At 72.4% G+C, this 13,206-nt stretch carries 14 protein-coding genes; 2 read left to right on the top strand and 12 right to left on the bottom strand.

Features of this window, described 5'->3' with window-relative positions; translation table 11 throughout:
* Positions 1 to 9: 9 nt before the first annotated feature.
* The 3 genes from ABT014_RS09050 to ABT014_RS09040 all read right to left on the bottom strand — a co-directional run bounded on the left by ABT014_RS09050 (position 10) and on the right by ABT014_RS09040 (position 3,985).
* The gene (locus ABT014_RS09050) at positions 10 to 2,199 is read right to left on the bottom strand and encodes an ATP-binding protein (RefSeq protein WP_350638004.1); all 2,190 of its coding nucleotides are present in this window, start codon (positions 2,197 to 2,199) and stop codon (positions 10 to 12) included.
* Positions 2,200 to 2,436: 237 nt separating this feature from the next.
* Positions 2,437 to 2,805, bottom strand: a complete 369-nt coding sequence (locus tag ABT014_RS09045; RefSeq protein WP_350638003.1) for an STAS domain-containing protein — start codon at positions 2,803 to 2,805, stop codon at positions 2,437 to 2,439.
* Positions 2,806 to 3,115: 310 nt separating this feature from the next.
* Positions 3,116 to 3,985: a 3-hydroxyacyl-CoA dehydrogenase family protein gene (locus ABT014_RS09040; RefSeq protein WP_350638002.1), complete on the bottom strand. Its 870-nt coding sequence runs from the start codon at positions 3,983 to 3,985 to the stop codon at positions 3,116 to 3,118.
* A gap of 221 nt (positions 3,986 to 4,206) precedes the next feature.
* On the opposite strand from ABT014_RS09040, the gene ABT014_RS09035 reads away from it, so the two are divergent.
* Positions 4,207 to 4,521 carry a putative signal transducing protein gene (locus ABT014_RS09035; RefSeq protein ID WP_350638001.1) on the top strand — a complete coding sequence of 105 codons (315 nt, stop codon included), beginning with the start codon at positions 4,207 to 4,209 and terminating at the stop codon, positions 4,519 to 4,521.
* 3 nt (positions 4,522 to 4,524) lie between these two features.
* Here ABT014_RS09035 and ABT014_RS09030 read toward each other — a convergent pair whose 3' ends face one another.
* Complete coding sequence (locus ABT014_RS09030) at positions 4,525 to 5,181, bottom strand: response regulator (protein ID WP_350638000.1); 657 nt, start codon at positions 5,179 to 5,181, stop codon at positions 4,525 to 4,527.
* Positions 5,178 to 6,374 carry a sensor histidine kinase gene (locus tag ABT014_RS09025; RefSeq protein ID WP_350637999.1) on the bottom strand — a complete coding sequence of 399 codons (1,197 nt, stop codon included), beginning with the start codon at positions 6,372 to 6,374 and terminating at the stop codon, positions 5,178 to 5,180. The genes ABT014_RS09030 and ABT014_RS09025 overlap by 4 nt, the downstream gene beginning before the upstream one ends.
* 125 nt (positions 6,375 to 6,499) lie before the next feature.
* Here ABT014_RS09025 and ABT014_RS09020 point away from each other — a divergent pair, with 125 nt between their 5' ends.
* The gene (locus ABT014_RS09020) at positions 6,500 to 7,024 is read left to right on the top strand and encodes a hypothetical protein (protein WP_350637998.1); all 525 of its coding nucleotides are present in this window, start codon (positions 6,500 to 6,502) and stop codon (positions 7,022 to 7,024) included.
* Here the strand turns inward: ABT014_RS09020 and ABT014_RS09015 are convergent.
* The 7 genes from ABT014_RS09015 to atpA all read right to left on the bottom strand — a co-directional run bounded on the left by ABT014_RS09015 (position 7,021) and on the right by atpA (position 13,052).
* Positions 7,021 to 7,593 (bottom strand): cob(I)yrinic acid a,c-diamide adenosyltransferase, encoded by a 573-nt coding sequence (locus tag ABT014_RS09015; protein WP_350637997.1) that lies wholly within the window; start codon positions 7,591 to 7,593, stop codon positions 7,021 to 7,023. The two genes, ABT014_RS09020 and ABT014_RS09015, sit on opposite strands and share 4 nt — an antisense overlap.
* A 14-nt stretch (positions 7,594 to 7,607) precedes the next feature.
* A complete protein-coding gene (locus ABT014_RS09010) occupies positions 7,608 to 7,787 on the bottom strand; it encodes a hypothetical protein (RefSeq protein WP_350637996.1) in 180 nt (59 codons plus the stop codon).
* A gap of 75 nt (positions 7,788 to 7,862) precedes the next feature.
* On the bottom strand, positions 7,863 to 8,363 hold the full coding sequence (locus ABT014_RS09005) for a DUF2550 domain-containing protein (RefSeq protein ID WP_350637995.1): 501 nt from the start codon (positions 8,361 to 8,363) through the stop codon (positions 7,863 to 7,865).
* A gap of 128 nt (positions 8,364 to 8,491) precedes the next feature.
* On the bottom strand, positions 8,492 to 8,872 hold the full coding sequence (locus ABT014_RS09000) for a F0F1 ATP synthase subunit epsilon (protein WP_350637994.1): 381 nt from the start codon (positions 8,870 to 8,872) through the stop codon (positions 8,492 to 8,494).
* Between the two features lie 210 nt (positions 8,873 to 9,082).
* A complete protein-coding gene (atpD, locus tag ABT014_RS08995; RefSeq protein WP_350637993.1) occupies positions 9,083 to 10,528 on the bottom strand; it encodes a F0F1 ATP synthase subunit beta in 1,446 nt (481 codons plus the stop codon).
* Positions 10,529 to 10,530: 2 nt separating this feature from the next.
* Entirely contained in the window at positions 10,531 to 11,445 is a 915-nt protein-coding gene (locus ABT014_RS08990; protein WP_350637992.1) for a F0F1 ATP synthase subunit gamma, read from the bottom strand.
* Positions 11,446 to 11,477: 32 nt separating this feature from the next.
* Entirely contained in the window at positions 11,478 to 13,052 is a 1,575-nt protein-coding gene (atpA, locus tag ABT014_RS08985) for a F0F1 ATP synthase subunit alpha (protein WP_350637991.1), read from the bottom strand.
* Between the last annotated feature and the right edge of the window lie 154 nt (positions 13,053 to 13,206).

The raw sequence follows: 13,206 nt of genomic DNA, 5'->3' as shown, positions 1-13,206 counted from the left end.
CCGCCCGCCTCACGGGGTCGCGCTGGCGCTGGTCTCCGGCGACGGGCTGGCCGAGGTGGTCGGCGGCGCGGAGGACGAGGGCGGCGTGGCCGGCGGAGGGGTCGGCTGCCCGCCTCCCTTGGTCGAGGTGACCGGGGCCGGCGAGCCGGCCGTCGACCTGCTCGGGGTGGGCTTGCGGGAGGTGCTGCGCGAGGCGCTCGGCGTCGGTGCGGTGCTGGCGGAGGCCTCCTCGGTCGGGCTCTCGACGGCCTCCGGGGTCGCGGAATCCGAGGCACCGCCGCTGGGCGACAGGTTGAGGCCGCTCGGCAGCACGTAGTCGTCGACCGAGCTGCCCGGCCTGCTCCGCCCGCCGCCGTCGCTCTCCGGCCCGCCGGCCACGCTCAGCCCGATCGCGGTGCCGAGCACCCCGAGCGCCAGCACGGCCGCGGAGGCCGCCAGCACGGTGCGCCGGGTGTCCTGCCCGGTCCGCGGCGCCGCCTTGAACCGGAACGGTGCCTGCGCGATCGCCCGGATCACCGGACGGCGGCCGCTCGGGGCGCTCTCGGCCTCCTCCTCGGCGGGCGTGTCCAGGTTGGCCCGCAGCAGCTCGATCATCCGCCGCGCCGCCGCCCCACCGCGCGGCTCGCCGAGCGCCGACCGCAGCGCGACCGCGGCGTCCAGCTCGGCCGCGGCCTTGCGGGAGGTGCCCTGGCACAGCGCGAGCGTGCCGAGTTCCTGGTGGAACCAGGCCTCCTCCCCCGTCGCCCCGAGCCGGCGGGCCGCCTCCAGGCCGAGCTGCAGGGCCCGTTCCCAGGCCCCCCAGCGCAGCGAGAGCGCCAGCGCCGGGGCGGCCGCCCGGGCCAGCTGGAGCACGGCCTGCGCCCGTCCGGCGTCGCGGTCGGCGAGCATCACGCCGAGCACCACCTCCGCCTCGGCGGCGATCTGCTCGGTGTCCACCGAACCGTGCCCGACCCACCAGGAGAAGTGCTCCGCGCCGCCGAACCCGATCTCGCCGATCTCCCAGTGCCCGGTCAGGCTCTCCAGCACGCCGGCGGCCAACCGGTGGTGGCCGCCGATCGACACCGCCAGGCCGGCATCCACCAGTTCCTGCAGCGCGCTCTCGCCGAGCCCGACGTCGATCAGCGCCGGCAGGTGCGAGGCGGTCGGGCACTCCCCACCCAGCGCCAGGGCCAGGCGCAGTACCTCGCGCGCGGACTCCCCCAAGCCCTCGGCCAGCCGCAGCGCGGGCGCCGCGGTCTCCGCGACCGTCGGCAGCGGCACCGACCGCCGCAGCTCCGCCTCCAGCTCGGCCGGGTCCTCCGGCCCGTCGACCTCCTTGACCAGGCCGAACACGCTGTGCCGGTCCTCCTGCGCGGCCACCAGCGCGTCCACCGCGACGTCCCGCTGGCGCAGCAGCGCGGCCGCCTGGACGAAGCGCAGCGGCAGCCCCTCCGACTCGAACCAGAGGTCGACCGCCCAGGCCCGCTCGGCCTCGTCCAGCTGACGGCCGGCCAGCCGGACCACCAGGTTGAGGCAGGCTCCGCGGGCCAGCCCGGCCACCAGGTGGTCGCGCAGCCGGGCACCGGGCTGGGCCGGCGGGCTGTCCGGCGGCACCGATATCAGGAAGGCGCAGTCGGGGGCCATCGCGAGCACCGGCTCCAGGTCGGCCTCGGCCAGCTCGACGTCGTCGATCACCACGACGGCGCCGACCGCGCCGAGCCGCTCCGTCAGCTCCCGCTGGTCCGGCCGCACGCCGGGGGCGTGGTGGGTGGCGGCGAAGAGGTCCTGCAGCAGGTCCGCCGCCGTCCGTCGGTGGCCGTTGAGCCGGACCACCCCGTCGGGGGCCAGCCCCTCGGCGGCCGCCGCGACGGCCGCCAGCAGGGCGCTGCGGCCCGAGCCTGCCTGGCCGACCAGCCGGACCGAGCGGCCCTCGGCGAGCAGGCCGAGCAGCTGGGCGATGTCGGCCTCGCGGTCCAGCAGCGGCAGGTCGGCGGGGCCGGTGCCGAGCGCCAGCGGGCCGACCGCGAGGTCCGGGCCGAGCGACGGGCCGGCCTGTGAGGGCTGCCGGCCGCGGCGGGGCTCGGGACGCCAGCCGTCCGGGCAGGCGGTGGCCTCGGAGCCGTCGGCGCCGCCCACCGAGAGCATCAGGTCGCCGGGGAACACCTCACCGGTGCGGGGGCGCAGCCCGTCCTGCCCGAACTCGCCGGTTGGCTGTCCCACGTCCATGCTCCACCCATGTTCGACCGCCCGCCGCCGAGGCCCCGAGCGCTGACAACCGGCCGCGGACCGGGCCCGGGCGGCCGTGACTTCTGAGCGCAGACTTTCCCACACCCGTGTCGCGGAGCACAGCCCCGGCCCCGGTTTGCGGGGTGACGGGCGAAGAGTCGGACACGACCGATCCGCGCCGGCCCGGCGCCGGGCGCCGATCCTCGGGCCGCGCCCGGGAGTTGGCGACAGCTAGCGGGTCGGGGCGACCAGGGGCTGCGGGGTGACGCCGATGGCCGGGAGGGTGGTGCCGTACGCGTCGGGGACGGCGCCCTCGACCGCGAGGATGCGGTGCAGGCGGGTCGCGACCAGCAGCCGCTGCAGCTGGGCGGGCACGTCGCGCAGCACCAGGCGGCGGCCGAGCCGGCCGGCCCGGCGGTGGGTGCCCATGATGACGCCGAGGCCGGTGGCGTCCCAGAACTCCAGACGGCCGAGGTCGAGCACCAGATCGCCGTGACCGCCGTCGACGGCGGAGTGCAGGCGGGCCCGCGCGTCGGCGGCGCTGCGCACGTCGAGGCGGCCTTCGATGGCCAGGCCGCGGTGGTCGCCGGTGATACGCACGCTCTCCTCCTCCGCCGTGCTGCTGCGCTGTGCGATACGGGTCCGCAGGGGCTCCGCCACGGGCGCAGGCACCGGGTGCCCACGCGCCGGGGGCCGCGCCGGTCTCCCCCTCATCTGACGGTGAACCAACTCCGCAGGTTGCTCCCACTCGGCAGGGTGGCGGTCAACTTCACCCGTCCGAGGGAATATACGCAGGAAGTCACCACACTCACGCTCGATTCCCGCCCAAATCACCCGTCTGCGGCGCGGTCGTGAGCAAACTCACCCGGGTGGTGGGCCGGACAGCCGGTCGCCACCACCCGGACGAGCGCTACTTGCTCTCGTAGCCGTAGAAGCCGCGGCCGCTCTTGCGGCCGAGGTCCCCGGCGGTCACCATCCGGGCCATGATCTCCGGGGCGGCGAACTTCTCGTCCTGGGTCTCGGCGTAGATGTTGTGCGCGGCGTGCAGCAGGATGTCGACGCCGGTCAGGTCGGCGGTCTGCAGCGGGCCCATCGGGTGGCCGAAGCCGAGCCGGCAGGCGGTGTCGATGTCCTCGGCGGTGGCGACGCCCGACTCGTACAGCTTGGCGGCCTCCACCACCAGCGCGGTGATCAGGCGGGTGGTGACGAAGCCCGCCACGTCCCGGTTGACCACCACGACCTCCTTGCCCACGCCCTCGGCGTAGGCCCGGACGGTGGCGAGGGTCTCGTCACTGGTCTTGTAGCCGCGCACCAGCTCCACCAGGCGCATCAGCGGCACCGGGGAGAAGAAGTGCACGCCGACCACGCTCTCCGGGCGCGAGGTGGCGGCCGCGATCCGGGTGATCGGGATGGCGGAGGTGTTGGAGGCCAGCACCGCGCCGTCCTTGGCCAGCTTGTCGAGCTCGCGGAAGACCGACTCCTTGACCTCCAGCTGCTCGAACACCGCCTCCACCACGATGTCCGCCTCGGCGACCGCGCCCAGGTCGGTGGTGGTGGTGATCCGGCCGAGCGCGGCCTCGGCCTGCTCGGCCGTCAGCTTCCCCTTCGCGACGAACTTCTCGTACGAGGCGCGGATCCCGGCCAGGCCACGCTGCAACGCCTCGTCCGTGACGTCGCGCAGCACCACCGGGTGGCCGGCCTGGGCCGAGACCTGGGCGATGCCGGCGCCCATCAGGCCGGCACCGATGACGGCGATCTGCTGGGTGGCTGCGTTGCTCATGGCTGGGTCTCCCGAGTGACGATGTTCGCCCGTCGGGCCGGCCGGGGCTCCGGGTTCGAGTCCGCTGCTCCAGCTGGTCCGGGGCGGTGCCTGAAGGCGGCTCAGGGCAGGGGTCTCCCCTCCGAGCCGCGCCGCTCACGCGCCGGACTCTAACGCCCCGGCGGGCTCCGTGGTGAGATTGAGGAGTGTGATCTGTGCCGGACCGAGGAGAGGTAGGCGCGTTGACCGCTGTGCACCCGCTGGTGGCGCTGCTGCTCAGCCTGGGGGTGGTCGCCGTCCTGATTCTGCTGCTGCGCTGGACGTACCGCCGGGGCAGCTCGCTGGTGGCCCGCCCCCCGCACTCCGGCAACCCGGACGAGTACGGGCTGCTGGTGACCGTCGCCGCACCCACCGACCCGGCCGAGGCGGCCCGGCTCGGCGGGCTGCTGACCGCCGCCGGGGTGCGGCACACCCTGGTGGACACCACGGCCGGGCCCCGGCTGATGGTCTGGGCCGGCGACGCCGACCGGGCCAGGTCGGCGCTGGACCGCAGTTGACGGTCAGTCGGGCGCACCGACGCCCAGCTCCTGCGCGAGGATCGCGGCCTGCACCCGGCTGCGCAGCCCGAGCTTGGCCAGGATCCGGCTCACATGGGTCTTGGTGGTGGCCTCGGCCATCGCCAGCCGGGCGGCGACCTCGCCGTTGGACAGGCCCGCCCCGAGGCAGCCGAGCACCTCGCGCTCGCGGGGCGTGAGGCCGGCCAGTGCGGCCCGCCCGTCCACCTGGTCCGGCCGGCCGGGCCGGGCGAAGGTGCTGATCAGCCGCCTGGTCACGGAGGGCGCCAGCATGCCGTCGCCGCGCGCCACCGCCCGGATCCCGTCCACCAGGTCGGCGGCCTCCACGTCCTTGAGCAGGAAGCCCGCCGCGCCCGCCCGCAGCGCACCGTAGACGTACTCGTCCAGGTCGAAGGTGGTCAGCACGAGCACCTGGGCCGACCCCTCGGCGACCACGCGCCGGGTCGCCGCGATCCCGTCCAGCCGGGGCATCTGGACGTCCATCAGCACCACGTCCGGGCGCAGCTCGGCGGCCAGCCGGACGGCCTGCTCGCCGTCGGCCGCCTCGCCGGCCACCTCGATCCCGGGCTCGGCCCGCAGGATCATCACCAGCGCGGCCCGGACCGCCGCCTGGTCCTCCGCCACCAGGACGCGCAGCGTCATCCCCGCTCCTCCTCCCGCCCGCTCCCGCGCGGCAGCACCGCGCGCACCTGCCACTCCCCGCCCACCGGACCGGCGTCGAGCCGGCCGCCGAGCAACTGGGCCCGCTCCCCCATGCCCACCAGGCCGGCCCCCGCGCCCGCCGGAACCCGGCCGTCCACCGGCCGGTACGGGCTGCGGGCGACGATCTCCAACTCCTCGGGACGGTAACCGATCCGCAGCCGCACGGTGCCGGCGGCGGCGTGCTTGAGCGCGTTGGTCAGCGACTCCTGGACGATCCGGTACGCCGCCAGCTCCACCGGCGCGGACAACTCCCCGCGCTCGCCGCTCTCCTCGGCCTCGAAGACCAGCCCCGCCTCCCGGCCGACCGCCCTGGCCTGCTCCAGCAAGGTGTCCACCGCGTCCAGCCGGGGCGCGGCGTACGACTCCTCGGGGTGCTCCTCGCGCAGCAGGCCGATCATCCGGCGCATCTCGGCCAGGCCCTGGACGCTGTTGTGCCGGATCACCGCCAGCGCCTCCACCAGCGGCTCGTCCGCCGCCCTGGCCTGCCGCCGGGCCAGCGCCTGCGCGCCGGTCGCGTGGATCGCGATCGCCGACAGGTGGTTGGCGATCACGTCGTGCAGCTCGCGGGCCATCCGGGCGCGCTCGGCGGCGACCGCTCCCCGGCGGTCCAGCTCGGCCAGCAGGGCGGTCTGCTCGGCCCGCAGCCGGGCGCTCTCGGTCTCCTCGCGCTGGCGTCTGAGCAGGTCGCCCGTCCACACCGGGGCGATGAACACCAGCCCGCACAGGCCGCCCACCACCAGCGCCGTCGACACCCCGCTGTGCAGCAGGGTGAGGCCGCTGAGCACCAGCGTGGTGCCCGCCCCGGTCAGGTGCAGCACCCGGGACATCCGGGGCGGCCCGTACAGGGTGGCCGCGTACAGCAGGTCGGTGTACATCACGACGGTGGCCAGCACCGAGCCGGCGAAGATGTTGGCGGCGAGCACCAGCCCGCCGAGCGACACCGTCCAGATCGTCCAGCTGCGGCGCAGCGGCTCCAGCGCGGCCATCACCAGCAGCGGCAGCACCGCCACCCAGGACGGCACCTGCGCGTTGCGGTCGTAGGCGCCCGCGACGATCAGCACCAGGCCGCCGAGCAGGCCGGCCGCTGCGATCGCCAGGTCCTGCCGGCGTGGGGTGAGGGTCACGCTGCTCATCCCACCACCGCCGGGCCCCGGCCCGCACCGCCCGCCGGGAGGATCCGGGGGTACATCGAAGGATGCAGCACGGACCACCCCTGCCGACGATGCCCCCGGGAGCCAGGACCGGCCAGGCTGTGGCCATGGTCGCCGGCGAGGTCGGCTTCTGGGTCCTGCTGGCGCTCGCCCTGGCCGCCCGTTACCTGCTGCGCCGGCGGGCGGTGAGCACCGCGCTGCTGCTCGCCCTCCCGCTGGTCGACCTGGTGATCCTCGGCGCCACCGTGGCCGACCTGCGGCGGGGCGCCGTCGCGGACTGGAGCCACGGTCTGGCCGCCTGCTACGTCGGCTTCTCGGCCGGCTACGGCCACGCGCTGGTCCGCCGGGCCGACGCGCACGCCGCGCACCGCCTCGCGGGCGGCCCGCGGCCGCCGAGGCCGCCGAAGTACGGCCGGGAGCGGGCCGCGTACGAGTGGCGGATCTTCTTCCGGACACTGGCCGCCGCGGTGATCACGGTGGTGCTGATAGCCGGCGTGCAGGCACTGGTCGGGGATCCTGCCCGGACGGCGGGGCTGGACCCTTGGTACCCGCGGGCGGCCGCGGTCACCGGGATCAGCCTGCTGATCGCCGCCAGTTACACCGTCCTGCCCACGCGGGGGAAGCGGGGCTAGCGGTTCTCCCCCGGCACCCACAGCACGTCGCCGCGCTCCTTGTTGGCCGCCCGGGCCAGGATGAACAGCAGGTCCGAGAGCCGGTTCAGGTACTTGGCGGTGAGCGGGTTGACGCTGTCACCGTGCAGGTCGATCGCCGCCCAGGTGGCCCGCTCGGCCCGGCGGACCACGGTGCAGGCCAGGTGCAGGTAGGCGGCGCCGGGCGTGCCCCCCGGGAGGATGAAGCTGCGCAGCTTCTCCAGCTGCTCCAGGTACAGGTCGCAGTCCGACTCCAGCCGGTCCACGTAGCTCTGCAGGACGCGCAGCGGCGGGTACTTCGGGTCCTCGACCACCGGGGTCGCCAGGTCGGCGCCGACGTCGAAGAGGTCGTTCTGAATCCGCGTCAGCACCGCCACCACGTCCTCGGGCAGCGCGCCGACGGCGAGGGCCACGCCGAGGGCGGCATTGGCCTCGTTGGTGTCCGCGTAGGCGATCAGCCGGGGGTCGGTCTTGGTGGTGCGGCTCATGTCGCCGAGTGCGGTCGTGCCGTCGTCACCGGTGCGGGTGTAGATCCGCGTCAGATTCACCATGCCGGCCAGCCTAGTCAGGCCTCGCGCGGCCCACCCGTGATTGCGACGCCGATCACAAAGCCCTTCGCCGGGCCTTCGGGGATGGTGACGTCCGTGCCGTACGGCATCCGGACCTCGGCCTCGTAGGTCGCCTTGTCCGGATCGGGTGCGGCCAGCACCGTGACGTGCCCGGGGCCGTCCGCCTCGTCGATCACTGGGAGGGGCCCCCAATCTCCGTCGCTAGGCGACTCCCCCAGCCTCCGGCCGGGAGGTGCCCCCATCCTCCGTCGCTACGCCACGTTGACCCTCTGCCCGGGCGGGGCGGCTTCGAGCCAGGCGAGGAAGCCGGTGAGGGCGTCGTCGCTCATGGCGAGCTCCAGGGGGGCGCCGTTGTGCAGGCAGCGCAGGACGACGGAGCCGGAGAGCAGGGCGAGCTCCTCCTGGCCCTCCGGGTAGCGGCGGCCGAGCACCTCGATCTGGGTGCGGGGCAGCACCCGCCGCGGGCGGGGCGCGTACGAGAAGACCCGGAACCACTCGATGGAGTCACCGCTGTACCGCCCGATACCGAAAACCCACCCCTTGCCGTCGGTCACCGGGACCGGGGCGGAGGTGGGCTGGCCGTTCTCGTCGAGGTCGGGCTGCGTCGAGGCGTCGGCGGGCATTTTGAGCCGGAAGCTGCAGTCGAAGGTTCCTCCGACCCGCTGGATCACCCGGCGGCGTACCGCGAAGGCGACCAGTCCGGCCACTCCCAGGGCCACCACCGTCGCACACACCACAAGGGCGAGGACCATGCTCACCGACCTCCTCGCTACCTGCGTCCCCGTTGCGGTCGTATCAACGACCGCACTGTCCTACCAACTGATACGACAGTCCCGGGGTCACGCATTCGCGTCCCCGGGACCGTCGGTCTGACTTGCGCTCAGGCGGCCTTGAGGCCGCGGGCCGCCACCAGGCGGACCTCGGCCCGGCGCTCGGCGTGCGCGTCGAGCTCGCCCTGGGCGTTCTCCAGCGCGCGCTGCGCCCGCGCGACGTCGATCTCGTCCGCCAGCTCGGCCACCTCGGCGAGGATGGAGAGCTTGTTGTCGGCGAAGGAGATGAAGCCGCCGTGCACGGCAGCGACGACGGTGCCGCTGTCGGTGGTGCGGATGGTGACCGGACCGCTCTCCAGCACGCTCAGCACCGGAGTGTGACCGGGCATGATGCCGGTGTCACCGGAGGCCGTACGGGCGACAACGATGGTGGCCGCACCGGACCACACCTTGCGGTCGGCTGCGACCAGCTCGACGTGCAGCTCAGCCAACGTGGGCTCCTAGGCTCTTGCCGGGGAATCGGAGCAGACCCGATCACTCGGCAGTTTCGGTAAGAATAACGGGCCCGTGCCCCCGGCATGAAACCAAGGGCCCGGAGATGACCGGGATCACAGCCGCCGCGTGCCGTGAGGGGTGGCCCCCGGGAGCCCGGGGACCACCCCTCACGAACGGTCGGCCATCACTCGGCCGCTACTGCTGGACTACTTCTTCGCCAGGTCGGCGGCGTTCTTCTCGAGGTCCTCGATGCCACCGCACATGAAGAAGGCCTGCTCCGGGATGGAGTCGTACTTGCCGTCCGCGATCGCGTTGAAGGCCTCGATGGTCTCCGACAGCGGCACGGTCGAACCCTCGACGCCGGTGAACTGCTTGGCGACGTAGGTGTTCTGCGACAGGAAGCGCTCGATCCGACGCGCACGGTGAACCGTGATCTTGTCGTCCTCGGACAGCTCGTCGATGCCGAGGATCGCGATGATGTCCTGGAGGTCCTTGTACTTCTGCAGGATCCCCTTGATGCGCACCGCGGTGTCGTAGTGGTCCTGCGCGATGTAGCGCGGGTCCAGGATGCGGGACGTGGAGTCCAGCGGGTCGACGGCCGGGTAGATGCCCTTCTCCGAGATCGGGCGCGACAGAACGGTGGTCGCGTCCAGGTGGGCGAAGGTGGTGGCCGGCGCCGGGTCGGTCAGGTCGTCCGCGGGGACGTAGATCGCCTGCATCGAGGTGATCGAGTGACCGCGGGTCGAGGTGATGCGCTCCTGGAGGAGGCCCATCTCGTCGGCCAGGTTCGGCTGGTAACCCACCGCGGAGGGCATACGGCCGAGCAGGGTCGACACCTCGGAACCGGCCTGGGTGAACCGGAAGATGTTGTCGATGAAGAGCAGAACGTCCTGCTGCTCCACGTCACGGAAGTACTCCGCCATGGTCAGCGCGGAGAGCGCGACCCGCAGACGGGTGCCCGGCGGCTCGTCCATCTGGCCGAAGACCAGCGCGGTCTTGTCCAGAACGCCCGAGTCGACCATCTCGTGGATGAGGTCGTTGCCCTCACGGGTGCGCTCGCCGACACCGGCGAACACCGACACACCACCGAAGTTCTCGGCGACGCGGTAGATCATCTCCTGGATCAGAACGGTCTTGCCGACACCGGCACCACCGAACAGACCGATCTTGCCACCCTGGACGTACGGGGTGAGCAGGTCGATGACCTTGATACCGGTCTCGAACATCTCGGTCTTGGACTCGAGGTCCTTGAACTCGGGAGCCTTGCGGTGGATCGGCCAGCGGACCTCGACCTGGGACTCGAACTCGTCCTTGTCGACGTTCAGCACCTCACCGAGGGCGTTGAAGACCTTGCCCTTGGTGATCTGGCCGACCGGGACGGAGATCGCCGAACCGGTGTCGGAGACCTGCGCGCCACGGACCAGACCGTCGGTCGGCTGCATCGAGATGCCGCGGATCAGGCCGTCGCCGAGGTGCTGGGCGACCTCGAGGGTCAGCACCTTCTTGCCCGAGCCGTCGGGGTTGTCCACCTCGACGTGCAGGGCGTTGAACATGTCCGGAATCGCGTCGACGGGGAACTCCACGTCGACGACCGGGCCGATGACCCGCGCGACGCGGCCCGTCGCCGTGGTCGGCTCAACAGTGGTGGTCATTCTCATTCGCTCCCCGCGCTAGCGTCGGCCAGCGCGTTGGCGCCACCGACGATCTCGCTGATTTCCTGGGTGATCTCGGCCTGACGGGCCGAGTTGGCAAGCCGCGTGAGCGACTTGATGAGCTCGCCCGCGTTGTCGGTCGCGCTCTTCATCGCACGCCGGCGGGCGGCGTGCTCCGAGGCGGCCGACTGCAGCAGCGCGTTGTAGATCCGGCTCTCGACGTACCGCGGCAGCAGCGCGTCCAGGACGCCCTCCGCCGACGGCTCGAAGTCGTACAGCGGGAAGATCTCCGCCTTGGCCGGCTGGTCGTCGCTGAGCTTGACCTCGTCCAGCTTCAGCGGCAGCAGCCGCGCGTCCACCGGGGTCTGGGTCAGCATCGACTCGAACTTGGTGGAGACCAGGTGCAGCTCGTCCACGCCGCCCGTCTCGGCCGTGAAGGCCGCGATCAGGTCGACCGCCACGGCCTTCGCGTCGCCGTAGGTCGGCTTGTCGGAGAACCCCGTCCACGAGTCCGCGACCGCCAGGTCACGGAAGTTGTAGTACGAGACGCCCTTGCGACCGACGATGTAGGTCACCACGTCCTTGCCCTCGGCACGCAGCTGCGCGGAGAGCGCGAGCGCCTGCTTGATGGCGTTGGTCGAGTAGCCGCCGGCCAGGCCGCGGTCCGCCGTGATCAGCAGGACAGCGGCCGTCTTGGCCTGGGGGTTCTCGGTGGTGAGCGGGTGCTTGGCGTTGGACCGGGTGGCCACCGCCGTCACCGCCCGGGTGAGCTCATCGGCGTACGGAGTGGAGGCGGCCACCGCGCGCTGCGCCTTGACGATGCGCGACGCGGAGATCATCTCCATCGCCTTGGTGATCTTCTTCGTCGCGGTGACAGAGCGGATCCGGCGCTTGTAGACCCGAAGCTGTGCTCCCATGGGTCGTTACGTCCTTTCCCTCGTTACCGGACTCAGGCCTGCTCGGACAGGAGCTTGCCGTCGGCCGTGGTGAAGCCCTGCTTGAAGGCGGTGATCGCCTCGGTCAGCGCGTCGATCGTGCCGTCCTCGAGCTTCGAGGTCTCGACGATGCCCGCCAGCAGGTCCTTCTTCTCGATCCGCAGGTGGTCCAGGAACTCGCGCTCGAAGCGGCGGATGTCCGCGACCGGGACGTCGTCCAGCTTGCCGGTGGTGCCGGCCCAGATGGAGACGACCTGCTCCTCGACCGGGAACGGCTGGTACTGGCCCTGCTTGAGCAGCTCGACCATGCGCGCACCGCGCTCCAGCTGGGCCTTGGAGGCCGGGTCCAGGTCGGAACCGAAGGCGGCGAACGCCTCCAGCTCGCGGTACTGGGCCAGGTCCAGGCGCAGGCGGCCGGCGACCGACTTCATGGCCTTGATCTGGGCCGAGCCACCGACGCGGGAGACCGAGATGCCGACGTTCACGGCCGGGCGGATGCCGGCGTTGAACAGGTCGGACTCCAGGAAGCACTGGCCGTCGGTGATGGAGATGACGTTGGTCGGGATGTACGCCGAGACGTCGTTCGCCTTGGTCTCGATGATCGGCAGACCGGTCATCGAGCCCGCGCCCAGCTCGTCGGAGAGCTTCGCGCAGCGCTCCAGCAGGCGGGAGTGCAGGTAGAAGACGTCACCCGGGTAGGCCTCGCGGCCCGGCGGACGGCGCAGCAGCAGCGACACGGAGCGGTAGGCCTCGGCCTGCTTCGACAGGTCGTCGAAGATGATCAGGACGTGCTTGCCGTCGTACATCCACTCCTGGCCGATGGCCGAGCCGGTGTACGGGGCGAGGTACTTGAAGCCGGCCGGGTCGGAGGCGGGAGCAGCCACGATGGTGGTGTACTCCAGCGCGCCGGCGTCCTCCAGGGCGCCGCGCACGGACGCGATGGTGGAGCCCTTCTGGCCGACGGCGACGTAGATGCAGCGGACCTGCTTCTTCGGGTCGCCCGAGCGCCAGTTGTCGCGCTGGTTGATGATCGTGTCGATCGCCACCGCGGTCTTGCCGGTCTGGCGGTCGCCGATGATCAGCTGGCGCTGGCCGCGGCCGATCGGGGTCATCGCGTCGATGGCCTTGATGCCGGTCTGCATCGGCTCGTGCACCGACTTGCGGACCATGACGCCCGGCGCCTGCAGCTCCAGGGCGCGGCGGCCGCTGGAGGCGATCTCGCCCAGACCGTCGATCGGGTTGCCCAGCGGGTCCACGACGCGGCCGAGGTAGCCCTCGCCGACCGGCACGGAGAGGACCTCGCCGGTGCGGTGCACCGTCTGACCCTCCTCGATGCCCGAGAACTCACCGAGGATGACGACACCGATCTCGCGGGTGTCGAGGTTCAGCGCGAGGCCGAGGGTGCCGTCCTCGAACTTCAGCAGCTCGTTGGCCATGACCGAGGGAAGGCCCTCGACCTTGGCAATACCGTCCATGGCCTCGGTGACCGTACCGACCTCTTCACGCGAGGCGGCGTCCGGCTGGTACGACTGGACAAAGTCGGCCAGCGCGTCCCGGATCTCCTCCGGACGGATCGTAAGCTCCGCCATCAGGCTTCCCTGCTCTCCTAGTTTGCGATCCTCGGCCCGCCATTGAGGGCCGCAAGTACTCGACTCTCGGCCGGGTCAGGTGAACCGGCCGTACGTTTTGCCGGTCCACCACGAGTGGATCCGACGCCCGACCGAGGGTCGGATGATGCGTTGG

The sequence above is a fragment of the Kitasatospora sp. NPDC094015 genome, from assembly GCF_040304075.1.
Taxonomy (GTDB): Bacteria; Actinomycetota; Actinomycetes; order Streptomycetales; family Streptomycetaceae; genus Kitasatospora.
Note: the sequence above shows the minus strand (reverse complement) of the source record. Positions and strands in the feature narration are given on the sequence as shown.